Consider the following 22,117-nt stretch of genomic DNA (forward strand, 5'->3'; position numbering starts at 1 on the left):
TAATTCAGCAGCAAAACGCGCTGCATTGAGATAATGACGGGCAAAATATCAGGATTACGTGACAAATCGAGAGGCGGGCATAAAGCGGCCGAAGAAGGTGCGTCAAGTTTTCGTACCACCCTGTCAACCCGGGGCAACGGCGTGTTGAGGCGTGCGGTGCATTTGTCGATTAGAGCCTAAAAACCGGCGCGCGGGTGGAAAATCCGCCGTGCAGCCGCGATGATATCACTGTGCCTGAAAAATCAACGACCAGGAGAGTAATGATGGCCGAATGGGTCAATGCGCAAGTAAAGGAAGTGAAAAACTGGACAGATGCGCTGTTCAGCCTGCGGGTGCATGCACCGATCGATACTTTCACCGCCGGACAGTTCGCTAAGCTGGCGCTGGAGATAGACGGCGAACGCGTGCAGCGCGCTTACTCTTACGTTAACGCGCCCAGCGATCCGCTGCTGGAGTTCTATCTGGTTACCGTGCCGGAGGGCAAACTGAGCCCGCGTCTGCAGGCGCTTAAGCCAGGCGACAATGTGATGGTGACAAAGGAGGCCGCCGGCTTTTTTGTACTGGATGAGATCCCGCCGTGCAAAACCTTATGGATGCTGGCTACCGGTACGGCGATCGGCCCCTATCTCTCTATACTGCAACAGGGCGAAGGCCTGGATCGCTTCGACCATATCGTGCTGGTGCACGCGGTGCGCTACGCCGCGGATCTCAGCTACCTGCCGCTGATGCAGTCGCTGCAGCAGATCTATAACGGCAAGCTGCGTATTCAGACGGTGGTAAGCCGTGAAAACGCCACCGGCTCGCTGACCGGCCGCGTGCCGGCGCTGATAGAGAGCGGCGAACTGGAGCGCGCGGTGGGTCTGACGATAGAGCCGGAATCGGGTCATATTATGCTGTGCGGCAACCCACAGATGGTGCGCGATACCCAGCAGTTGCTGAAAGAGACGCGCGACATGCGCAAGCATCTGAAGCGTAAACCGGGTCATATCACCAGTGAGCACTACTGGTAAGCTGTGCTGCGATGCGGTAAATCTTATCTCAGGGCAAATTTTGCCCGTCGTGCTTTTGACTTTCGCAGCCAAAAACCGTTCTAATTTGGCACTAAGTTTACTGGTAGAGCCTATGAAATGAAGAATTTGCCTGGCGCATTGTTGCTGAGTCTTGCGCTTACGGCCTCGGCATTCGCTGCCGATCTCCCGCTGAGCGAGCGTAGCGAATCCGTGCCTGCCGCACCCTATTTGCTGGCGGGCGCGCCTACCTTTGATATGACCATCGGCCAGTTCCGCGAAAGGTATAACGCCGCCAACGCCGATCTGCCGCTGATGGAGTATCGCGCCATCGACAATAAAAACGACAGCAGCCATCTGACGCGCGCGGCGAGTAAAATCAGCGAAACGCTTTACGCCTCCACCGCGCTGGAACAGGGTACCGGGAAAGTGAAAACGCTCCAGCTGACCTGGCTGCCGGTGCCAGGACCGGATCAGAAAGCCTCGCAGGAGAAAGCGATGGCTTATATGACCGCGTTGCTGCGCTTTTTTGTTTCCGGTCTGTCACCCGATGAGGCGCGACAAAAGCTGAACGCGCTACTGAGCGAGGGCAAAGGCGCACGCTATTTTTCCCGCACCGAAGGCGCGCTGCGTTTCGTCGTAGCGGACAATGGCGACAAGGGGCTGACCTTCGCCATTGAGCCGATAAAACTCACGCTGCCGCCTGCCGATCAGGGCGGCAAAAATGACGAAAAGCAAAGCCATTGACCTGAGAGATCTCTATACTGTCTGGCAGTCTACGCTGCCTGACGGCAGTGCAATTTAATGAATCGCGTAACGCGGAGGATAGAATGCGACATCCATTGGTTATGGGTAACTGGAAACTGAATGGCAGCAAGCAGATGACGGGCGAGCTGATCGAAGGCCTGCGCAAAGCGCTTTCCGGCGTTGACGGCTGCGGCGTCGCGATCGCACCACCGGCTATCTATCTCGACCAGGCGAAACATGCCATCTCCGGCAGCCATATTGCCCTGGGCGCGCAGAACGTCGACGTGAACCTGTCCGGCGCTTTTACCGGCGAAACCTCCGCGGAAATGCTGAAAGACATCGGCGCGAAATATATCATTATCGGTCACTCTGAGCGTCGTACTTACCACAAAGAGAGCGACGAGTTCATCGCGAAGAAGTTCGCCGTGCTGAAAGCGGCTGGCCTGGTGCCGGTGCTGTGCATTGGTGAAACCGAAGCGGAAAACGAAGCGGGCCAGACTGAAGAAGTGTGCGCACGTCAGATCGACGCGGTACTGGAAACGCAGGGCGCTGAAGCCTTTAACGGCGTTGTCATCGCCTACGAGCCGGTCTGGGCTATCGGCACAGGCAAATCAGCCACCCCGGCGCAGGCGCAGGCAGTACACAAATTCATCCGCCAGCACATCGCGAAGAAAGACGCTGCGGTCGCCGAGCAGGTTATCATTCAGTACGGCGGTTCCGTTAACGACAAGAACGCGGCTGAACTCTTCACCCAGCCGGATATCGACGGCGCGCTGGTAGGCGGCGCCTCACTGAAGGCTGATGCCTTCGCTGTTATCGTTAAAGCTGCGGCAGAAGCGAAAAAAGCGTAATGTCAGCTAAGTAAAAAAGGCGGCCTGCAGGCCGCCTTTTTTATTGCCGTAAAATCTCGCAGCTATGGTCCTGCAACTCCTCCGCCGATCCCCGGTTTAGCAACAGCCAGTTGCGCTCAAGCGCCATCAGCGCCAGACGCCCGTCAGGTAGCGCCGCCAGCGCCAGACCATATTTTCCCATTTCGCTGCGCGCGTCAGGGATTTCATTCGCCACGCGGATAAACAGGCTCTGCTGCGTCAGCTCCGGCAGCGTTAGCGCGCGTATCCGGTAATCATGCTGACGCAGCCTTTCCGTTTGCCAGCGCCTGGATAGCACGGGCGCAAGACTGTTCAGCGTGCGGCGCACATCGGGACGCAGGCAGGAAATATGAATATGCAGCTGATTCTGGGTGCGGCCATACTGAGCGTTAATCGCCAGCGACAGCGCGCTGTCCGCGATGGGCGCGCCGCGCCGCGCCGCCAGCTGCGCGCGCGACTGCCAGGCGAAAGCGAAAAAGTTGGGCGTGGCGGGATCCAGCAGCGCCGGGCTCTCCATGCCGGTGATTTTCGCCAGCGGGATCAGCAGATACTGCAGCGGGCCGTTCAGATCTTTTAGCAGCGCATAGCCCTGATCGAGCGCGACGCGCTGGCAGGGCGCGGGGCTGCCCGTTGCGCGCTGATTCGGCTCGCATTTTTCGCTGACGATCTGCCACAGCGCATCGCTGTTTTTATGCAGGTGGAGAGCGGCGATCGCTAAACCGCTTATAAGGATCAACAGCAGCAGTGCAATCAGGCCCAGCGCACGGCGACGTTCCCGCATAGCAAGGTTCCTCTTTCAGCTTTTGCCCGAATCCTCGCCTGGCCGCCGCCGAATGTCACGCACAAATAAAAAGGGCCAGCTTGCTGGCTGGCCCTTTTCCCTGCATTTGTACGGTTAAGGCTTCATCACCTGATCGTAGGTGCCGCCATCGGCGAAGTGCGTTTTCTGCGCCTGCGTCCAGCCGCCGAACTTATTGTCGATGGTGAACAGCTTCACCGGCGCGAAGGTGCTGGCGAATTTTTTCGCGACTTCCGCATCGCGCGGACGATAGAAGTTCTGCGCCGCAATGGTCTGGCCTTCCGGCGAGTAGAGATACTTCAGGTAGGCCTCTGCAACTTTGCGCGTGCCCTGCCCGTCTACCACCTTATCGACTACGGAAACGGTCGGCTCGGCCAGAATAGATTCGCTCGGCGTGACGATTTCAAATTTGTCTTTACCCAGTTTATCGACCGCCAGGTAAGCTTCGTTTTCCCAGGCGATCAGCACGTCGCCGATGCCGCGTTCCACGAAGGTGTTAGTTGCGCCGCGCGCACCGGAGTCCTGAACCTCGACGTTTTTAAACAGCGCTTTTACGTAAGCCAGCGCTTTCGCCTGATCGCCGTTGTTTTGATCCAGCGCCCAGCCCCATGCAGCCAGATAGTTCCAGCGCGCGCCGCCTGAGGTTTTCGGGTTCGGTGTGATGACTGAAACGCCTGGTTTGATCAAATCCGGCCAGTCATGGATACCTTTCGGATTGCCTTTACGCACCAGGAAGACAATGGTGGAGGTGTAAGGTGCGGAGTTGTCCGGCAGACGTTTGATCCAGTTCTTATCGATACGGCCGCGTTCGGCGATGGCATCGACGTCGGATTGCAGCGCCAGCGTAACGACATCGGCGCGAATGCCGTTAATTACGGAAGTCGCCTGTTTGCCTGAGCCGCCGTGGGACTGGCGGATCACGACGTTATCGCCGGTTTCTTGCTTATAGTGCGCGGCGAAGGCTTTATTGTACTGCTCGTACAGCTCGCGCGTCGGATCGTAAGAGACGTTTAGCAGCTGGTAATCCTTTGCCAGAACGCTGGCAGAGGCCAGCAGAAGGGTAATTCCAATACTCCACTTTTTCATTATGCACGCTCCCGATGTCATCTGGCCGGTAGCGTGACATAAACCATTTTAGAGCTAAAAGAATTAAAAATAAGCAGTTATAACCGGCTGGAATATAGGCAGCTAAAATAAAGGCGTGCCTGTAAAGCACGCCTGAACCTGGCTGTAAATCAGTAAAGCTTCTTCGCCGTCTCGAGCCAGTCGCGCTTAAACGGACGCTTCATATTTTCGATAGCGTCGATAATGTCGTGATGGACCATCTTCTCGTTCTGGATACCGACGCAGCGGCCGCCGTAGCCCTGCAGCAGCAGTTCAATCGCATAGGCGCCCATACGCGATGCCAGGATACGGTCGTAAGCGCAAGGCGCGCCGCCGCGCTGAATATGGCCAAGCACGGTAGCGCGCGTTTCGCGTTTGGTTTCCGCTTCGATGTACTTCGCCAGATCGTCGATATCGCAGATATGCTCTGTGATCGCCACGATCGCGTGTTTTTTGCCTTTCGCGATGCCCGCTTTAATCTCCATCACCAGCTCTTCGCGGGTATAAGGAATTTCCGGCAGCACGATAAATTCGCAGCCGCCCGCAATTGCCGCAGCCAGCGTCAGGTCGCCGCAGTAGCGTCCCATCACTTCGACAATAGAGATACGCTGATGCGAAGAAGAGGTGTCGCGCAGGCGGTCGATCGCCTCGACCACGGTTTCCAGCGCGGTGAAGTAGCCGATAGTGTAGTCAGTACCCGCTACATCGTTATCAATGGTGCCAGGCAGGCCGATACAGGGGAAGCCCATTTCAGTCAGGCGCTTCGCGCCCATATAGGAACCGTCGCCGCCGATGACGACCAGCGCATCGATGCCGCGCTTTTTCATATTCTCAATCGCGACCTGGCGGACTTCGTCGTTACGGAATTCCGGAAAGCGCGCCGATCCCAGAAAGGTGCCGCCACGGTTAATCATGTCAGACACGCTATAGCGGTCGAGATTAATCATACGGTCTTCATACAATCCCAGATAGCCGTCATAGATACCAAAAACTTCCAGTCCTTCGCTCAGCGCTGATCGCACAACGCCGCGAATGGCTGCGTTCATGCCGGGGGCGTCGCCGCCGCTGGTCAATACACCAATTTTTTTGATCATGACAACCTCTGGATTGTTAAAACGAAAAGTTAATCCTGCCTGTCGTGCGCCGCTAAGCGGCATATCGTTATGCGCGACCCGTGATGGCAGATAGTATATCAAAGGCTTGCTGCTGAATTGATTCAGGTCAGACAAGTTTTCACTAAATTTTTTGCATATATGTTAGCGCTTCGTCATTTTAAATAATTGAAACTGATTTAATCAGGTTAAAAGCCGGGTGAATCTTGCTGTTCGATCGCGACTACCGAACAGGGATCCTGGTGAATGATCACGTCCGATCCGGGGAATCGTTTACGCAGCGCCTTTTCAACCTGATCCGCTACGCGATGCGCCTGAACCAGCGGCAAATTGTCATCCAGTTCCAGATGCAGCTGTATAAATTTAGTCGGTCCTGACTGGCGCGTGCGCACATCGTGCACCCCCTCTACGCCAGGCCAGTTCAGTGCGAGATTCAGAATGATGTTGTGCTCTTCTTCAGGAAGCGCGCGGTCCAGCAGCGCCTGTACGGCGTCGTAGCCCATACGCAGCGCGCTGTACAGGATAAAAACGCCGATGCCCAACGCAAACAGCGCATCCGCGCGCGTAAAGCCATAGCTACTCAGGGCAAGGGCAATCAGGATAGCGCCGTTCATGATGACGTCGGACTGGTAATGCAGCATATCGGCACGGATCGCCTGACTGTGCGTGTGGCGGACTACCCAGCGTTGAAATGCCACCAGCAGCAGGGTTGAACAGAGCGCCACAACGGTGACGACTACCCCGACCAGCGGCGCGCGCAGCGTACCTGGCGAAGCCAGATGCTGAAGACCGGTTAAAAACAGGAACAGAGCCGAGCCGGAGATAAACATGCTCTGCGCCAGCGCCGCCAGCGACTCCGCTTTGCCATGACCAAAGGTATGGTTGGCGTCAGCAGGCTGCAGCGCATAGCGCACTACCAGAAGGTTTGTCAGCGAGGCGGCGATATCCACCAGCGAATCCACCAGGCCGGCCAGCAGGCTGACGGAACCGGTATACCACCAGGCGAAAATTTTTACGATAAGCAGGCAAGACGCCAGGATAGTCGCCGCCAGCGCTGCGCGCTTTACCAGACGGGCATAGGTGGGTTGCATAGTTTGCTCCCTGAGCCATTACAGGCATGCACCCGAAACAAAGGAATGGCTAAAGTCTAACATCCAGACTGTCGCTGCGCATAAATCCTCTGTCACCACAAAGAGGAAAGCTGTCAAAGCGCCATAAAAAAACAAACCCCGTCCTCAGGGAGGACGGGGCATCATTTCCCGCTCGGGAAATGCACGAGTACAGCTGAGCTCGTTAAAAATCAGGAAGAGCTGCGGCCGCCGCCGTGGCTGTTCTGACCGCCTTTTTTGCCCGCTTCAGAGGCTTTTTCACGGTCATTTTTGAAGTTACCGCCGCTGTTTTGTCCGCCTTTTTTACCAGCTTCAGAGGCTTTCTGCGGGTTATCTGCGAAATTGCCTGAACCACCACGATGTTCTGCCATAACTTACTCCGTTAATATATTCAGATTGATTTACGTAATGTGGTTAATGCACTCCATTTAAATTCCCGGGATGTGCGCTTTCCTTGCTGCGACAGGATTAAGTGTAGAGGTAACCTGAGATAATTCAAGAAACGGCAAAAATTGATAAGCAATTGATTTACATGACGTTACTTATATATACGCAAAACTTATTTGCTTATTATCATATATTTAAATACTTCACCGCCTCGCTTTATTTATTTAATGCGTCTCGCTTATCCATATATTTACCCGGCATAACTCACTCACTCAAAAAAACAAACGAGACGCGGGAAAATATTATTCTGATAATTAGCTGAATATTTAAGGGGTTAGTCCCTTTCTTAAATAGAGTGTTAATAGCTGTATAGCAACATTCAACGCAGGTTGACACAGCGGCCAGAAACGCGCAAAAAGGCAAAAAAAACCCCGCCATCATGGCGGGGAAGACAGGGATGGTGTCTATGGCAAGGAAAACAGGGATACTATGTTACTGGTTACTGCTGGTACTACTCACTGCTTGCAGCGATGAAGCTGACTGCAAATTCGAGAGCTTGCGTAACTCGGTGAGGCGCCGCTCGTAATTCTTCTGCAATACGGCCTGCTGCGCCGGCGTTAGCAAGTGGTACATCTGGTTACGAATGCGCGCCATCTCGACATGCTGTTCGACCTGCGCCTGAGCGATTTTCTCAGCCTGAGCGCGGATAGCCGCTTCGTTAAAATTGTCTGCCGTAATCAGGCCATGCATGTTTTCGATATCGCCAATGCTGACAGGGGAACGTTCGTACCGCGCCTGCTGCATCAGGTCTCGCATCTGCTGACGTTGTTCTTCTGTCAGATCAATGCCGTCGAACATGTGGCTTTGCGGATTTTGCGTCATACTGCCTGTCGTCAATCCGCCGTGATGCATTTCGTCAATCGTCGTCGTGTCTGCTGCTCCTGCGCTGGCGTGATTGAGAACCATCGCTGAGGCAATGACGACGGCGGTTACTGTGCGCATCGTTTACTCCAGTTCGTTCCGTTTTACGATTCAACGAGAACCAGTGTACGGCGACAGCTGCAAACATCCGTCAGGGGGTGTAAAACTACGTAAAGCGTTGGATTGACGAGTCAGGAACACGGTATTTTGCCTGCGGAGGGCAATAAAAAATGAATAAAATCCTGTTGGTTGACGATGATCGCGAATTGACTTCGCTGCTTAAAGAATTGTTAGAAATGGAAGGGTTTGAGGTGGTAGTCGCCAGCGACGGCGAACAGGCGTTGAGCCTGCTGGACAACTCCATCGATCTGCTTTTGCTCGATGTGATGATGCCGAAAAAGAACGGCATCGACACGCTGAAAGAGCTACGCCAGCAACATCAGACGCCCGTCATTATGTTAACCGCGCGCGGTAGCGAGCTGGATCGCGTGCTGGGGCTTGAACTGGGTGCGGATGACTATCTTCCTAAGCCCTTTAACGATCGCGAGCTGGTGGCGCGTATCCGCGCCATCCTGCGCCGTTCTAACTGGAGCGAGCAGCAACAGCAGCACGACAGCAGCTCGCCGACGCTGGAAGTGGACTGCCTGCGCCTTAATCCGGGCCGTCAGGAAGCCAGCTTCGACAGCCAGACGCTGGATCTTACCGGCACGGAGTTCACCTTGCTCTATCTGCTGGCGCAGCATCTCGGCCAGGTCGTCTCGCGCGAACACCTGAGTCAGGAAGTGCTTGGCAAGCGCCTGACGCCGTTCGATCGCGCCATTGATATGCATATTTCCAACCTGCGCCGTAAACTGCCCGAGCGCCGTGACGGCCACCCCTGGTTTAAAACCCTGCGCGGACGCGGCTATCTGATGGTTTCGGCTTCATGATTGGCAGTCTTACCACCCGCATCTTCGCCATTTTCTGGTTAACCCTGGCGCTGGTGTTGATGCTGGTGTTGATGGTGCCCAAGCTGGATTCGCGTCAGATGGCTTCGCTGCTCGATAGCGAGCAGCGGCAGGGCACAATGATTGAGCAGCATGTGGAAGTAGAGCTGGCGCAGGATCCGCCCAACGATTTGATGTGGTGGCGGCGACTCTCGCGCGCCATCGATAAATGGGCGCCGCCAGGACAGCGTCTGCTGCTGGTTACCAGCGAAGGCCGCGTGATTGGCGCGCAGCATAATGAAATGCAGGTTATCCGCAACTTTATCGGGCAGTCCGACAACGCCGATCATCCACAGAAAAAGAAATATGGCCGTATCGAAATGGTCGGCCCTTTTGCCGTGCGCGACGGCGAAGATAACTATCAGCTTTACCTGATTCGACCGGCGACCAGCTCGCAGCTCGATTTTATTAATCTGCTGTTTGACCGCCCGTTGCTGCTGCTGATTGTCACCATGCTGATCAGCTCGCCGCTGCTGCTGTGGCTGGCGTGGAGCCTGGCGCGTCCGGCTCGCAAGCTTAAATATGCGGCGGATGAAGTCGCCAGCGGCAATTTGCGCCAGCATCCGGAACTGGAATCGGGCCCGCAGGAATTCCTCGCCGCCGGCTCCAGCTTTAACCAGATGGTGAGCGCGCTCGAACGTATGATGACGTCGCAACAGCGCCTGCTGTCAGATATCAGCCATGAACTGCGCACGCCGCTGACGCGTCTGCAGCTCGCCACAGCGCTGCTGCGCCGCCGTCACGGCGAAGGCAAAGAACTGGAGCGCATCGAGGTAGAAGCGCAGCGTCTGGACGGCATGATTAACGATCTGCTGGTGCTGTCGCGTACCCAGCACAAGAACGCGCTGGTCAGCGAGGCGATAAAGGCGAATCAGCTCTGGAACGACGTACTGGAAGACGCGAAATTCGAAGCCGAGCAGATGGGTAAACAGCTCGACGTGCCCTATCCGCCAGGTCCCTGGCCGCTTTACGGCAACCCGCATGCGCTGGAAAGCGCGCTGGAAAACATCGTGCGAAACGCGCTGCGCTACTCACATTCGCATATCAGCGTCAGCTTCTCGGTGGATATTAGCGGCCTGACGGTACACGTTGACGATGACGGTCCGGGCGTCAGCCCTGAGGACCGCGAACAGATATTCCGTCCGTTCTACCGTACTGATGAGGCGCGGGATCGCGAGTCAGGCGGAACGGGGCTCGGCCTGGCGATTGTCGAGACCGCGATTCAACAGCATCGCGGCTGGGTAAAAGCTGACGACAGCCCGCTTGGCGGCCTGCGCCTGACGCTCTGGCTGCCGCTCTACTCCTCCAGCCGATAATAATTTGCTATGCTTCGGCCCTCGTTATCGGGGGCCTTATGCTTAACATCGTCTTATTTGAACCAGAAATCCCACCTAATACCGGCAATATTATCCGCCTCTGCGCGAATACCGGCTTTCAGCTGCATCTGATTGAGCCGCTCGGTTTCGCCTGGGATGACAAACGGCTGCGCCGCGCCGGTCTCGACTATCACGAATTTACCGCGATTAAGAAGCATGAGAATTACGACGCGTTTCTGCGCGTAGAACAGCCGGAGCGGCTGTTTGCGCTGACTACCAAGGGTACGCCAGCGCACAGCGCGGTCAGCTACCAGGCGGGCGACTATCTGCTGTTTGGCCCGGAAAGTCGCGGCTTGCCAGCCGAGATCCTTAACGCGCTGCCGACAGAGCATAAAATCCGCATCCCTATGCGCGCAGAGAGTCGCAGCATGAATCTGTCGAACGCGGTATCGGTAGTGGTGTATGAAGCCTGGCGCCAGCTTGATTACGCAGGCGCGCGGCTCAGTTAGATCCCGTCGCCAAACTCAAAGCCCGGCACGGTGCCGTTGAAGTGTTGATCCATATCCATCGAAGGTTTATCGCTCGCCGGTTTGCCGACAATGCGCGCCGGTACGCCTGCCGCGGTAGTATGCGGAGGCACCGGCTGCAATACCACTGAGCCCGCGCCGATCTTTGCGCCGCGCCCTACTTCAATATTGCCGAGAATTTTCGCGCCTGCGCCAATCATCACGCCTTCGCGGATTTTCGGATGGCGATCGCCGCTGGTTTTACCGGTACCGCCAAGCGTGACCGACTGGAGAATAGAAACGTCGTTCTCCACCACCGCCGTTTCGCCGATAACGATGCCGGTCGCATGGTCAAGCATAATGCCATGACCAATGTGGGCCGCCGGATGGATATCTACGGCAAAGGAGACGGAGATTTGGTTTTGCAGGTAGACCGCTAACGCACGACGCCCTTCGTTCCAGAGCCAGTGGCCGATACGATACGCCTGCAGCGCATGGAAGCCTTTGAGATAGAGCAGCGGCGTAGAGTATTTATCTACCGCCGGGTCGCGCTGGCGTACCGCCTGGATATCGTGCGCGGCTGAGGCGATCATCGAGGGATCCTGACGATAGGCCTCTTCAACGATTTCGCGAATGGCGATAGCGGGCATGATGGGATTGGAGAGCTTGTTCGCCAGCATATAGCTCAGGGCGCTGCCGAGGTTCTCGTGCTTCAACAAGGTCGCATGAAAAAAGCTGGCCAGCATCGGCTCGCAATCGGCCAGCGCGCGCGCTTCCGCTTTGATGTTGTTCCAGACCAGTTCTAATTCATCAGACGACATTGCGGTTTTCTCCCGATAAAAAAAGCGCCTGAATGGCGCTACAGGTAACAATGCTGCGCATCCTGCGTCAGCTTGTACTGTTTTCGTCCTTCCTTGTACGGCCTAACAGGCTTAATGCTGCCTCTCGCGCCGGTTTTCCGCAATAGAGCACCTGGTAGATTTGCTCGGTAATCGGCATTTCAACGCCGACACGCGCAGCCAAGGCTCTGACTTCTTTGGTGTTTTTAAAACCTTCTACAACTTGTCCGATAATGCGCTGCGCGTTCTCGACCTCTTCGCCCTGTCCCAGCATCAGGCCGAAACGGCGGTTGCGCGACTGATTGTCGGTACAGGTCAGCACCAGATCCCCTAAGCCAGCCATGCCCATAAAGGTGGTGGGATCGGCACCCAGCGCGGCGCCGAGTCGGCTCATTTCCGCCAGGCCGCGCGTGATCAGGGCGGTACGCGCATTCGCGCCGAAACCGATGCCGTCAGAGATGCCTGCGCCGATGGCGATAACGTTTTTCACCGCACCGCCAAGCTGTACGCCGATAAAATCAGGATTGTTATAGACGCGGAAACTCTTGCCGCAGTGCAGCTTTTGCTGCAGATCCTCGGCAAAGGTGGCATCGGTCGCCGCCAGCGCAATCGCGGTCGGCAGCCCTGCAGCCAGCTCTTTGGCGAAGGTCGGCCCCGAGATCACCGCAAGCGGCGTATCATCGCCCAGGATCTCACGCGCCACATCCTGCAGCAGCCTTCCGGTCTCTCTTTCCAGCCCTTTGGTCGCCCAGACGATGCGCGATTCGGGGCGCAGATGCGGTTTAATCTGCCTCAGCACGTCACCAAATACATGGCTTGGCACGACGACCAGCAGATCGCGGCTGGCCGCAATGGCGCTGGCTAAATCGGGCTCAAGCTCGAGATTATCGGGAAAAGGCACGTCGGGGAGAAAAGCGCTGTTGCAGCGTTCGGCCTGCAGCTGCGCCAGATGCGCGGGATTATGTCCCCACAGCAGCACGGGATGGCCGTTGCGGGCTAAAGTAATGGCCAGAGCGGTGCCGTACGAGCCGGCACCGATGACGCTAATCGAAGCGTGTGTAATCATCAGGCATCCTGATGTGGTTCGGCACCTTCGCCTTGCTGCTGCAGATAGTTCATGAACAGCGCATCAAAGTTGACCGGCGCCAGGTTAAGCTGCGGGAAGGTGCCGCGAGACACCAGGCTGGTGATGCATTCGCGCGCGTACGGGAACAGGATGTTCGGGCAATAAGCGCCCAGGCAGTGCGCCATCTGCGTGCCTTCGATGCCGCTGATGGTGAAAATACCTGCCTGCTGAACTTCACACAGGAATGCGGTTTCTTCGCCAACGCTGGCGGTCACAGTCACGCGCAGCACCACTTCATAAACTTCGTCAGCCAGCTGTGATGACGCAGTATCCAGATCCAGCTTCACTTCCGGTTCCCACTCTTTCTGGAAAACCTGCGGCGCGTTCGGCGCTTCGAAAGAAACGTCTTTGGTGTAAACGCGTTGAATCTGGAATTGCATTTCGTTGGTGTTTTGTTCTGACATCTGACTAAGTCCTGTGAGTTGAAAAATCCTGCGCCGCTTACGCCTGCAGTAGCGGATCTAATCCTTCACGACTGTCCAGCGCGTAAAGGTCGTCGCAGCCGCCAATGTGCTGCGCATCAATGAAAATCTGAGGCACGGTGGTGCGGCCGCTGCGTTTAATCATCTCTTCGCGTTTCGCGGCGTTCCCGTCGATAGGGATCTCTTGAAACGACACACCTTTTTGACTCAACAGCGCCTTCGCCCGGTGGCAGAAAGGACAGGTCGCTTTGGTGTAAATCTCGACATTCGCCATGTTGCGTACCTCAGTAGATGTTATTTTCCGCGTACCAGCGGAAGGTTGTCTCCGCTCCAGCCGCTGATGCCGTCTTTCAGTACGGTCACCTGGCTAAAGCCGGCAGCGCTCAGTTTTTCAGCCGGTTCGCTCGCGCTCTGGCCGGTCGCGCACACCACAATTATGGGCTGGGCTTTATGCTTTTCCAGCTCGCCGAAGCTGCCTTTTTTGATATCTGCCGCCGCCACGTTCAGCGCGCCCGAAATATGTCCTTTGCGGTAATCGTCACGCGACCGCACGTCTACTACTACCGCCTCTTCTTTGTTAATCAGGCGGGTCGCTTCGCCGCGGCTGATAACTTTCACCTTTGAAAACATACCTTTAAAGGTGGTCACAATCACCAGAACCAGTAAAACGACCCATGCCAGACTGAGGATGGTGTGATTGCTTGCAAACTGCATAATATCTTGCATGAGGGGTAAAGACTCCAGACCGGGCTAATTAAGCTAAAAACAAGGGTTCTGAGTATACCTGCGCCACTTCTCATGTACAGACGCTAAGCAGCCAGAGTTACGATTTGTGCGTCATTTTCTAAAAAAAATTGCCGTATAGCAAAAATGACGTAACCCTTATGCGAGATCGGGAGAAATACCGACATCTTTGGAAAAGGAAATCCAGTGGCGTTACGCTGGTAAGCGGCTGTTCATCGTGGAATAATCACTGGCCTATGAAGGGAAAAGCGACTGTTTTAGCCACAAGGACTCGTCACAGCGGAAAAAAACGCCCGTTGCCTGCATACCTGTCCACTCTCTCCTTCAGCCTGCTTTGCGCGGGCGTACTGTTATTGCCTGCGGCTGCGCATAGCGCCGACGACAGCAAATCGCAGCTAAAATCCATCCAGCAAAATATTGCCGAAAAAGAGAAAAGCGTTAAGGCGCAAAAAATTGCGCGCAGCAAGCTGCTCGATCAGCTACAAAGCGAGGAAAAGGTGATTGCGCAGGCGAGCCGCCAGCTGCGTGAAACCCGCAACAGCCTGAACGCGCTTAACAGCGAAATCAGCCAGCTCACCGCCTCGATAGCGCGGCTGGAAAAGCAGCAGTCGCATCAGGAAAGCCTGCTGGCTCAGCAGCTCGATGCGGCGTTCCGTCAGGGCAAGCATAACGGCGTACAGCTACTGCTTGGCGGCGAAGAGAGCCAGCGCAGCGAACGTATTCTTGCCTATTTTGGCTATCTCAACGACGCGCGTCAGCAGAGCATCGACGCGCTGCAAAAAACCCGCCAGACGCTGGGCGAGCAAAAAACGTCGCTGGAGCAGAAACAGCAGCAGCAAAAAACGCTGCTGGCCCAGCAGCAAGGCCAGCAGGAGAAGCTGCAACAGGCGAGCGCGGCCCGTAAGAAGACGCTGAGCGCGCTGGAAAATGCGCTGGAAAAAGATCAGGCCGACCTGGTGGAGATGCGGCAGAACGAAAGCCGCCTGCAGGACAAAATCGCCCGTGCCGAACGCGAGGCGCGCGAGCGTGCTGCACGAGAAGCACGTGAGGCGGAAAAAGTGCGGCAGCGTCAGGCGCAGGCGAAAGCCAAAGGCTCCACCTATCAGCCGACGCAGAGCGAACGCGAACTGGTGGCGCGTACCGGGGGCCTTGGCCGCGCAGGCGGACAGGCGATGTGGCCGGTGCGCGGACGTATCGAACACCGCTTCGGCGAGCAGCTGCAGGGCGAGCTGCGCTGGAAGGGGCTGGTGATCGATGCGCCAGAAGGTTCCGAAGTCAAAGCGATAGCCGATGGCCGCGTGCTGATGGCTGACTGGTTGCAGGGTTACGGACTGGTGGTTGTGCTGGAGCACGGCAAAGGCGATATGAGCCTCTACGGCTATAACCAGAGCGCGCTGGTGAGCGTTGGAGCCCAGGTGAAGGCCGGACAGCCTATCGCCCTGGTGGGCACCAGCGGCGGACGCGGTACGCCATCGCTCTATTTTGAAATCCGACGTCAGGGACAGGCCGTCAATCCACTCCCGTGGTTAGGAAGGTAAGTGTTTTTTCAACGTCCCCATCTCGCCGCCGTTATCGGCGGACTGTTACTGAGCTGCGCCGCCCATGCGGGCAAGCTCGCCATTGTTATTGACGATTTCGGCTATCGGCCTTCTGAAGAGAATAAAGTGCTGCAGATGCCCGCCGCGATCTCCGTCGCGGTGCTGCCTGACGCGCCCGGCGCGCGTTCGATGGCGATTAAGGCCCATCAGGGCGGACATGAAGTATTAATCCATCTTCCCATGGCGCCGCTCAGCAAGCAGCCGCTGGAAAAAGATACGCTGACGCCGGAGATGAGCAGCGAAGAGATCGCGCGTATCCTGCGCAATGCGGTCAATAACGTGCCTTACGCCGTTGGGCTGAATAACCATATGGGCAGCAAAATGACATCCAGCCTGCCCGGCATGGTGAAGATGATGCAGGCCCTTAATCAGTACAATTTTTACTTCCTTGACAGCATGACTATCGGCAACAGCCAGTCGGTGCCCGCCGCGCAAGGCACGCGTGTGAAGGTGCTGAAGCGCCGCGTCTTTCTGGACGACAGCCAGGATATTGACGCGATTCGCCAGCAGTTTGCGCGAGCGGTGAAGCTGGCGCAGCGCGACGGCTACGCTATCGCTATTGGCCATCCCCATCCTAATACCGTGCGTGTGCTGCAGCAGATGCTGCCGACGCTGCCTGCGGATATCACGCTGGTGCGTCCGAGCCAGCTGCTGAATGAGCCGCTGCACGGCGGGTCGTCCCCGGTTAAGCCGCAGCCGCGACCGCGTCCGCGTCCGCAGAAACCGGGCTTCCAGCCGCCTGGCGTATGTCAGGTGCAGCCGCAGCCGGTTCCGGCAACAAAAGCGCTTGGTGTTGTGTGGGAGAGCGTTAGCCAGAGCGTTATCGCACAAAGGCTAAAAGCGCTTTTCTAAAAAGCGATTTCATTCGGCCACGTAGCCTTAACATTCTTTTCTGAACAGAAATCACTATAATCCGGAGCGAGCTACGCAGACCGGTTATAAGGATTTCTGTCAGGATGGGGACGGCGAAACAAAGAATTATGCTGCTGGATAACGGCAGAGAATGGGGCGGCGGCACGAACAGCATGCTGGAGCTGCTTAAACGCATCGACCGTGACGCTTTTGATATCACCTGCTGCTTTTATCACAATTACACGCGCGGCAATGGCGAAACGATCGAATCGGTTCTGAACGCCATCAATATACCGGTGATCTTTATTCCGCAGAGAAAGCAGCCGGTCTGGGCGAAACTCGCTAAGGAAGCTGCACGCGCCCTGCTTTTCTTCAGTCGTCGTCTGAAAAAAGAGGCGGTCGACGCTATTGACGCACGCTGGCGCGTGCTGCCCAACGCCAGCAAGCTTCGCGCGCTTTTGCAACAGGGGCGCTACGATACGCTCTATATGAATAATCAGCCCAGCACGAATGTTGAAGGCTACGTCGCTGCACGCGATCTTGATATTTCCGTTGTTCAGCACTGCCGCATTGAACCGCTGATGAACAGCCGTCTGGTAAAAATGGTTAACGATGGGTGCGATGCGGTGATTGCCGTTTCGCATGGCGTAAACCAGACATTACGCGCCAGCGGAGTTGATGCCTCACGCTGTTTTACCGTCTCCAACGCGATTGATATCCACCAGCCTTTACCCGACCGCGCGACGGTGCGCCAGCGCTTAAACCTGCCGGCAGAGGCCTTTATTTTCGGGACTATCGGCTCGCTGATCCTGCGCAAATCGAACCATCATGTTCTGCAAGCGTTAAGCCATTTCAAACAGGCCTGTCCCGATGCGAACTGGAAAATGATTGTGGTTGGCGATGGACCGGAAGCAGGCCCGCTACGCCAGCAGGCCGAGAGAGAAAATATTCTCGACCGGGTAATCTTTACCGGTTTTCAGAATAACGCGCTGGATTACCTCGCCGCTTTTGACGTTTTTATCCTGGCGTCCCGTAGCGAAGGTCTGCCGCGCGTCGTGCTGGAGGCGATGCTGGTAAACACCGCCGTTGCAGGTTCCCGCGTGGTTGGCACTGAGGAATTAATCAGCCATAACGATACTGGCCTGTTGTTTGAATATGGCGATGTCGCGCAATTAACACAACACCTCATCACGCTCTGGCAGGATCAGGCCTTGCGTCAACGATTAACCCATGCCGCGTCGACGCGCGTTCGGGCACAATACGCTATCGAAAACTACGTTAAAGGCGTAGAGGCCATCCTGAAAAGCGTCACAAGGAAGAAGCATGCTTAATTTTCTTAACCCACGTTTTCGTCGCGTGCGCGCACGTCATAATTTGCCCTACTCTCAACCCGACGTGCAGGGCGAGACCCCCGTTACATCGATCGTTATCCCTTGTACCGGGGAAGATTATATTGAAGAAGCGAAGCTCAGCGCGCTGTTTGCTGAACGTTTTGCAACTGCAGCCCAGGAAATCGTCATCGTGAGCGACCAGCCTGCCGCTGCATTTGGCACGCTGCCGGGCAAAACGCGGATTGTCACGCTGGAAGTGCCGCAGCGCGAAGAGCCCTATCCCTACAAGCAAATTTATCGCAGCCGGCTGATTAAAATACAGGCGCCATTATACGCGCAGGGCGAAGGGATCCTGATGATCGATTCCGATCTCAATTTGCTCAAAATGCCTGAAATCAGCATGAAAACCGGGCATTTTTATTCCAGCTTCCGCCAGGGAAAGATGATTGCCAAACTGGCTGGCGCGGCGCAGGAAACCATCCCCGCTTATTATAAACTCAGCGTTCGTCCTTACCTTGTGGACCATGTTAACGGTGCTTATCTGGCGGCTACGCGCCAGACCTGGCAACGCGTCTGCCCGCTCTGGCTGACATTATTTGATGACACATGGAAATTAATGAACGATAGCCAGCCGCCAACCGATCAGCTGCCGCTGGCGTGCCTGCTGGATCTGCTGGACCTCCGCACCGTTAACCTGGGCGAATGGGCGAACTGGCCGGTCTCTAAACGCATCGGCGGCAAGCCGGGGCTTATACCGCCTGAAGTGGTGGGCGCACACGGCGGCTTTCCCCTTTCTGAATGGCAGAAATATCTGGATGATCCTCGCCAGCCGCTGACCTTTAAGGGTCAGGATTACACCCGAAAAGTGCGCTACCTGACGGATGCGGAGAAGCAACAGCAATAGCCATAAAGCCGCCTGCGCGGCTTTTTAATCCCAGCTCAGCACCACTTTTCCTGAACGCCCGGAACGCATTTCGTCGAAGCCTTGCTGAAAGTCGTCGATAGAGTAGCGGTGGGTGATCACCGGCGTGAGATCGAGCCCAGACTGAATCAGCGCCGCCATCTTATACCAGGTCTCGAACATTTCACGTCCATAAATGCCTTTAATAAACAGTCCCTTGAATATAACCTGATTCCAGTCGATAGCCATTTCTCCCGGCGGGATGCCGAGCAGCGCAATGCGTCCGCCGTGATTCATCACCTCCAGCAGCGTACGGAACGCAGGCGGCGCGCCGGACATCTCCAGCCCGACGTCGAAACCTTCCGTCATCCCCAGCTCGCGCATCACGACGCGCAGATCCTCATGCGCCACGTTAACCGCGCGCGTCACGCCCATCTTACGCGCCAGTTCAAGGCGATAGTCGTTGATATCGGTGATCACTACGTTGCGCGCGCCGACATGTTTACAGACCGCCGCCGCCATAATGCCGATAGGGCCAGCACCGGAAATAAGCACATCTTCGCCTACCAGATCGAACGACAGCGCGGTGTGCACCGCATTGCCGAAGGGGTCGAAAATCGCGGCGAGCTCGTCGGAAATATTGTCAGGGATGCGGAAGGCGTTGAAAGCCGGGATCACTAGATACTCGGCAAAACAGCCCTGACGGTTTACGCCCACGCCGATGGTATTGCGACACAAATGGGTGCGTCCGGCACGACAATTGCGGCAGTGTCCGCAGGTAATATGCCCTTCGCCAGAGACGCGATCGCCGATGCTGAAGCCGCGTACCTCCTGGCCGATCGCCACCACTTCGCCAACATATTCATGCCCGACGATCATCGGCACAGGGATCGTTTTCCGCGACCAGTCATCCCAGTTATAGATATGGATATCGGTGCCGCAGATAGCGGTTTTACGGATCTTGATCAGCAAATCGTTATGGCCCGGCTCCGGTATCGGCGCATCGGTAACCATCCAGATACCTTCCTGCGCATGAAGTTTGGCTAACGCTTTCATTCAGAGCTCCTCAGGCGATCACGCCAAGCTGTTGTCCAATACGGGTAAAGGCGTCTACTGCGCGCTCCAGCTGCTGCTGGGTATGCGCCGCCGAAATCTGCGTGCGGATGCGCGCCTGACCGCGCGGCACCACAGGAAAGAAAAAGCCGGTAACGTAAATCCCCTCCTGCTGAAGCAGGCGGGCGAACTCCTGCGCCACGCTGGCTTCGCCCAGCATCACGGGAATAATGGCGTGATCGGCGCCCGCCAGGGTAAAACCGGCTGCCGTCATCTTCTCGCGGAAGAAGCGCGCGTTGTCCCACAAACGCTGTCGCAGGCCATCGCCTTCGCTCAGCAGGTCGAGTACGCGAATTGAGGCGGCAACGATCGCAGGCGCCAGCGAATTGGAGAACAGGTAGGGGCGAGAGCGCTGTCGCAGCCATTCGACCACGTCTGCGCGGGCGGCGGTATAGCCGCCGGAGGCGCCGCCCAGCGCTTTGCCCAGCGTGCCGGTAATGATGTCGATGCGTCCCATAACGTCGCAATATTCATGCGTGCCGCGGCCGGCCGCGCCGACAAAGCCTACCGCATGGGAGTCATCCACCATCACCAGCGCATCAAACTCGTCAGCGAGATCGCAGATGGCGCGCAGGTTAGCGATCACACCGTCCATAGAGAAGACGCCATCGGTAGCGATAAGGATATGGCGTGCGCCTTTTTCCCGCGCCTCAACCAGACAGGCCCGCAGCGCCTGCATATCGTTGTTGGCGTAGCGATAGCGCTGCGCCTTGCAGAGCCGCACGCCGTCGATAATCGAGGCATGGTTTAGCGCGTCGGAGATGATCGCGTCTTCCGCGTCCAGCAGGGTTTCAAACAACCCGCCGTTGGCGTCAAAACAGGATGAATAAAGGATGGCATCGTCCATGCCGAGAAACGCCGCCAGCTTTTTCTCCAGCTGTTTATGGATATCCTGCGTGCCGCAGATAAAGCGTACCGAGGCCATACCAAAGCCATGCGATTCCATGCCCTCTTTTGCCGCCTGAATTAACGCTGGATGATTAGCCAGTCCTAAGTAATTGTTGGCGCAAAAGTTAATAACCTGATCGTCGCCGACTTCAATATCGGTTTGCTGAGCGGAGGTAATGATGCGCTCCTGCTTAAACAATCCTTCCCGGTGCGCCACATCCAGCTGCTGGCGGATCTGCTGATAAAATTGCGCTGGCATCATTGTTCTCCTCAGATGGCATAAATTCGGCACATCTTACTGAATAAGAAGGATGCTAACGATAAATCGACCAGGAGAATGTTAATTTTGCAGCATAGTTCACGTCAGAGGGCGGAGCGGCGACAGCGTGTCGGAGTCATCTGGCTGTCTGCTCCGTGATGAAATGTTATGATATGAGACATTAGCGCGTGAAACCGCCTGTTTCATGCCCCCAACTTTTAAGGTAGAGCACATGATTATCGTCACTGGCGGCGCGGGAATGATTGGCAGCAATATCGTCAAGGCGCTCAACGATCGTGGTATTCGCGATATTCTGGTCGTCGACAACCTCAAAGACGGCACCAAATTTGTCAATCTGGCCGATCTGGATATCAGCGATTACATGGATAAAGAGGAATTTCTGACCTATATCGCCGCGGGCGAGGATCTGGGTCCGATTGAGGCCGTTTTTCATGAAGGCGCCTGTTCTGCGACGACGGAGTGGGACGGCAAGTACATGATGGACAATAACTATCAGTACTCCAAAGATCTGCTGCACTATTGCCTGGAGCGTGAAATTCCTTTCCTCTACGCCTCTTCTGCCGCGACCTACGGCGGCCGTAACGACAATTTTATCGAGAAGCGCGAATATGAGCAGCCGCTGAACGTTTACGGCTATTCGAAAATGCTGTTCGACCACTACGTGCGTCAGATCCTGCCGGAAGCGGAATCGCCGGTATGCGGCTTCCGCTATTTCAACGTTTACGGCCCGCGTGAAGGCCACAAAGGCAGCATGGCGAGCGTGGCGTTCCACCTCAATACGCAAATCGCCAGCGGCGAAAATCCCAAGCTGTTTGAAGGCAGCGATAACTTCAGACGCGACTTTATCCACGTTGATGATGTGGTCGCGGTCAATCTGTGGTGCTGGGAAAATAACATTTCCGGCATCTACAACTGCGGTACCGGCCGCGCCGAATCGTTCCAGGAAGTAGCGGACGCGGTGCTGAAATTCCACCAGAAAGGGCAAATCGAATACATTCCCTTCCCGGATAAGCTGAAAGGCCGTTATCAGGCCTATACTCAGGCGGATCTCACCCACCTGCGTGCGGCCGGATATGACAAGCCGTTCAAAACCGTGGCGCAGGGCGTGGCCGAATATATGGCCTGGCTGAACCGCAACGCATAAGGAACGCGTACCGGCG

Annotated in this window: 24 protein-coding genes; 11 read left to right on the forward strand and 13 right to left on the reverse strand. The window is 56.1% G+C overall.

Annotated elements, in window-relative coordinates; all coding sequences use genetic code 11:
- Positions 1 to 263 precede the first annotated feature (263 nt).
- The 3 genes from fpr to tpiA all read left to right on the forward strand — a co-directional run bounded on the left by fpr (position 264) and on the right by tpiA (position 2,605).
- Positions 264 to 1,010 carry a ferredoxin--NADP(+) reductase gene (gene fpr, locus D7S44_RS20510; RefSeq protein WP_120458154.1) on the forward strand — a complete coding sequence of 249 codons (747 nt, stop codon included), beginning with the start codon at positions 264 to 266 and terminating at the stop codon, positions 1,008 to 1,010.
- A 117-nt stretch (positions 1,011 to 1,127) separates the two neighbouring features.
- The gene (locus D7S44_RS20515) at positions 1,128 to 1,754 is read left to right on the forward strand and encodes a DUF1454 family protein (protein WP_120458044.1); all 627 of its coding nucleotides are present in this window, start codon (positions 1,128 to 1,130) and stop codon (positions 1,752 to 1,754) included.
- A gap of 83 nt (positions 1,755 to 1,837) precedes the next feature.
- Positions 1,838 to 2,605 (forward strand): triose-phosphate isomerase, encoded by a 768-nt coding sequence (tpiA, locus tag D7S44_RS20520; protein WP_120458045.1) that lies wholly within the window; start codon positions 1,838 to 1,840, stop codon positions 2,603 to 2,605.
- Positions 2,606 to 2,645: 40 nt separating this feature from the next.
- Here tpiA and D7S44_RS20525 read toward each other — a convergent pair whose 3' ends face one another.
- The 6 genes from D7S44_RS20525 to cpxP all read right to left on the reverse strand — a co-directional run bounded on the left by D7S44_RS20525 (position 2,646) and on the right by cpxP (position 8,136).
- Positions 2,646 to 3,404 carry a CDP-diacylglycerol diphosphatase gene (locus tag D7S44_RS20525; protein WP_120458047.1) on the reverse strand — a complete coding sequence of 253 codons (759 nt, stop codon included), beginning with the start codon at positions 3,402 to 3,404 and terminating at the stop codon, positions 2,646 to 2,648.
- 114 nt (positions 3,405 to 3,518) lie between these two features.
- A complete protein-coding gene (locus D7S44_RS20530) occupies positions 3,519 to 4,508 on the reverse strand; it encodes a sulfate ABC transporter substrate-binding protein (RefSeq protein ID WP_120458049.1) in 990 nt (329 codons plus the stop codon).
- A 149-nt stretch (positions 4,509 to 4,657) separates the two neighbouring features.
- The gene (gene pfkA, locus D7S44_RS20535; RefSeq protein ID WP_033754393.1) at positions 4,658 to 5,620 is read right to left on the reverse strand and encodes a 6-phosphofructokinase; all 963 of its coding nucleotides are present in this window, start codon (positions 5,618 to 5,620) and stop codon (positions 4,658 to 4,660) included.
- A 206-nt stretch (positions 5,621 to 5,826) separates the two neighbouring features.
- Complete coding sequence (gene fieF, locus D7S44_RS20540; protein WP_120458051.1) at positions 5,827 to 6,729, reverse strand: CDF family cation-efflux transporter FieF; 903 nt, start codon at positions 6,727 to 6,729, stop codon at positions 5,827 to 5,829.
- Positions 6,730 to 6,938: 209 nt separating this feature from the next.
- Positions 6,939 to 7,118: a con-10 family general stress protein gene (locus D7S44_RS20545; RefSeq protein ID WP_081137847.1), complete on the reverse strand. Its 180-nt coding sequence runs from the start codon at positions 7,116 to 7,118 to the stop codon at positions 6,939 to 6,941.
- A 508-nt stretch (positions 7,119 to 7,626) separates the two neighbouring features.
- Positions 7,627 to 8,136 carry a cell-envelope stress modulator CpxP gene (gene cpxP / locus D7S44_RS20550; RefSeq protein ID WP_120458053.1) on the reverse strand — a complete coding sequence of 170 codons (510 nt, stop codon included), beginning with the start codon at positions 8,134 to 8,136 and terminating at the stop codon, positions 7,627 to 7,629.
- Between the two features lie 149 nt (positions 8,137 to 8,285).
- Between cpxP and cpxR the strand changes: the two genes are divergently transcribed.
- The 3 genes from cpxR to trmL are packed head-to-tail and all read left to right on the forward strand — an operon-like array spanning position 8,286 to position 10,866.
- Positions 8,286 to 8,984 (forward strand): envelope stress response regulator transcription factor CpxR, encoded by a 699-nt coding sequence (cpxR, locus tag D7S44_RS20555; RefSeq protein WP_120458055.1) that lies wholly within the window; start codon positions 8,286 to 8,288, stop codon positions 8,982 to 8,984.
- A complete protein-coding gene (gene cpxA / locus D7S44_RS20560; protein WP_120458056.1) occupies positions 8,981 to 10,357 on the forward strand; it encodes an envelope stress sensor histidine kinase CpxA in 1,377 nt (458 codons plus the stop codon). Before cpxR ends, cpxA begins: the two co-directional genes overlap by 4 nt.
- 38 nt (positions 10,358 to 10,395) lie before the next feature.
- Positions 10,396 to 10,866 carry a tRNA (uridine(34)/cytosine(34)/5-carboxymethylaminomethyluridine(34)-2'-O)-methyltransferase TrmL gene (gene trmL / locus D7S44_RS20565; protein WP_120458058.1) on the forward strand — a complete coding sequence of 157 codons (471 nt, stop codon included), beginning with the start codon at positions 10,396 to 10,398 and terminating at the stop codon, positions 10,864 to 10,866.
- Here the strand turns inward: trmL and cysE are convergent.
- The 5 genes from cysE to D7S44_RS20590 all read right to left on the reverse strand — a co-directional run bounded on the left by cysE (position 10,863) and on the right by D7S44_RS20590 (position 13,976).
- Positions 10,863 to 11,684, reverse strand: coding sequence for a serine O-acetyltransferase (gene cysE, locus D7S44_RS20570; RefSeq protein ID WP_120458060.1), 822 nt, complete (start codon positions 11,682 to 11,684; stop codon positions 10,863 to 10,865). The genes trmL and cysE overlap by 4 nt on opposite strands.
- A gap of 67 nt (positions 11,685 to 11,751) precedes the next feature.
- The gene (gene gpsA, locus D7S44_RS20575; RefSeq protein ID WP_371315548.1) at positions 11,752 to 12,768 is read right to left on the reverse strand and encodes an NAD(P)H-dependent glycerol-3-phosphate dehydrogenase; all 1,017 of its coding nucleotides are present in this window, start codon (positions 12,766 to 12,768) and stop codon (positions 11,752 to 11,754) included.
- Positions 12,768 to 13,232 carry a protein-export chaperone SecB gene (gene secB / locus D7S44_RS20580; RefSeq protein ID WP_033754370.1) on the reverse strand — a complete coding sequence of 155 codons (465 nt, stop codon included), beginning with the start codon at positions 13,230 to 13,232 and terminating at the stop codon, positions 12,768 to 12,770. The genes gpsA and secB overlap by 1 nt, the downstream gene beginning before the upstream one ends.
- A gap of 37 nt (positions 13,233 to 13,269) precedes the next feature.
- On the reverse strand, positions 13,270 to 13,524 hold the full coding sequence (gene grxC / locus D7S44_RS20585; RefSeq protein ID WP_033754368.1) for a glutaredoxin 3: 255 nt from the start codon (positions 13,522 to 13,524) through the stop codon (positions 13,270 to 13,272).
- A gap of 20 nt (positions 13,525 to 13,544) precedes the next feature.
- Positions 13,545 to 13,976 carry a rhodanese-like domain-containing protein gene (locus tag D7S44_RS20590; RefSeq protein WP_120458064.1) on the reverse strand — a complete coding sequence of 144 codons (432 nt, stop codon included), beginning with the start codon at positions 13,974 to 13,976 and terminating at the stop codon, positions 13,545 to 13,547.
- A 254-nt stretch (positions 13,977 to 14,230) separates the two neighbouring features.
- Between D7S44_RS20590 and envC the strand changes: the two genes are divergently transcribed.
- From envC to D7S44_RS20610, 4 genes are all read left to right on the forward strand, one after another.
- On the forward strand, positions 14,231 to 15,532 hold the full coding sequence (envC, locus tag D7S44_RS20595) for a murein hydrolase activator EnvC (protein ID WP_120458066.1): 1,302 nt from the start codon (positions 14,231 to 14,233) through the stop codon (positions 15,530 to 15,532).
- Entirely contained in the window at positions 15,533 to 16,444 is a 912-nt protein-coding gene (locus D7S44_RS20600; protein WP_120458067.1) for a divergent polysaccharide deacetylase family protein, read from the forward strand.
- A 104-nt stretch (positions 16,445 to 16,548) separates the two neighbouring features.
- The gene (locus D7S44_RS20605) at positions 16,549 to 17,775 is read left to right on the forward strand and encodes a glycosyltransferase (protein ID WP_120458069.1); all 1,227 of its coding nucleotides are present in this window, start codon (positions 16,549 to 16,551) and stop codon (positions 17,773 to 17,775) included.
- A complete protein-coding gene (locus D7S44_RS20610) occupies positions 17,768 to 18,679 on the forward strand; it encodes a hypothetical protein (protein ID WP_120458071.1) in 912 nt (303 codons plus the stop codon). Before D7S44_RS20605 ends, D7S44_RS20610 begins: the two co-directional genes overlap by 8 nt.
- 24 nt (positions 18,680 to 18,703) lie before the next feature.
- On the opposite strand, the gene tdh is transcribed toward D7S44_RS20610, so the two are convergent.
- Together tdh and D7S44_RS20620 are read right to left on the reverse strand one after the other, a co-directional pair.
- Complete coding sequence (tdh, locus tag D7S44_RS20615) at positions 18,704 to 19,732, reverse strand: L-threonine 3-dehydrogenase (RefSeq protein ID WP_120458073.1); 1,029 nt, start codon at positions 19,730 to 19,732, stop codon at positions 18,704 to 18,706.
- A 10-nt stretch (positions 19,733 to 19,742) separates the two neighbouring features.
- Complete coding sequence (locus D7S44_RS20620; protein WP_120458076.1) at positions 19,743 to 20,936, reverse strand: glycine C-acetyltransferase; 1,194 nt, start codon at positions 20,934 to 20,936, stop codon at positions 19,743 to 19,745.
- Positions 20,937 to 21,168: 232 nt separating this feature from the next.
- On the opposite strand from D7S44_RS20620, the gene rfaD reads away from it, so the two are divergent.
- The gene (gene rfaD / locus D7S44_RS20625) at positions 21,169 to 22,101 is read left to right on the forward strand and encodes an ADP-glyceromanno-heptose 6-epimerase (protein ID WP_120458078.1); all 933 of its coding nucleotides are present in this window, start codon (positions 21,169 to 21,171) and stop codon (positions 22,099 to 22,101) included.
- The last annotated feature ends 16 nt before the right edge of the window (positions 22,102 to 22,117 follow it).

This window comes from Pantoea piersonii, assembly GCF_003612015.1.
In the GTDB taxonomy this organism is placed as follows: domain Bacteria; phylum Pseudomonadota; class Gammaproteobacteria; order Enterobacterales; family Enterobacteriaceae; genus Pantoea; species Pantoea piersonii.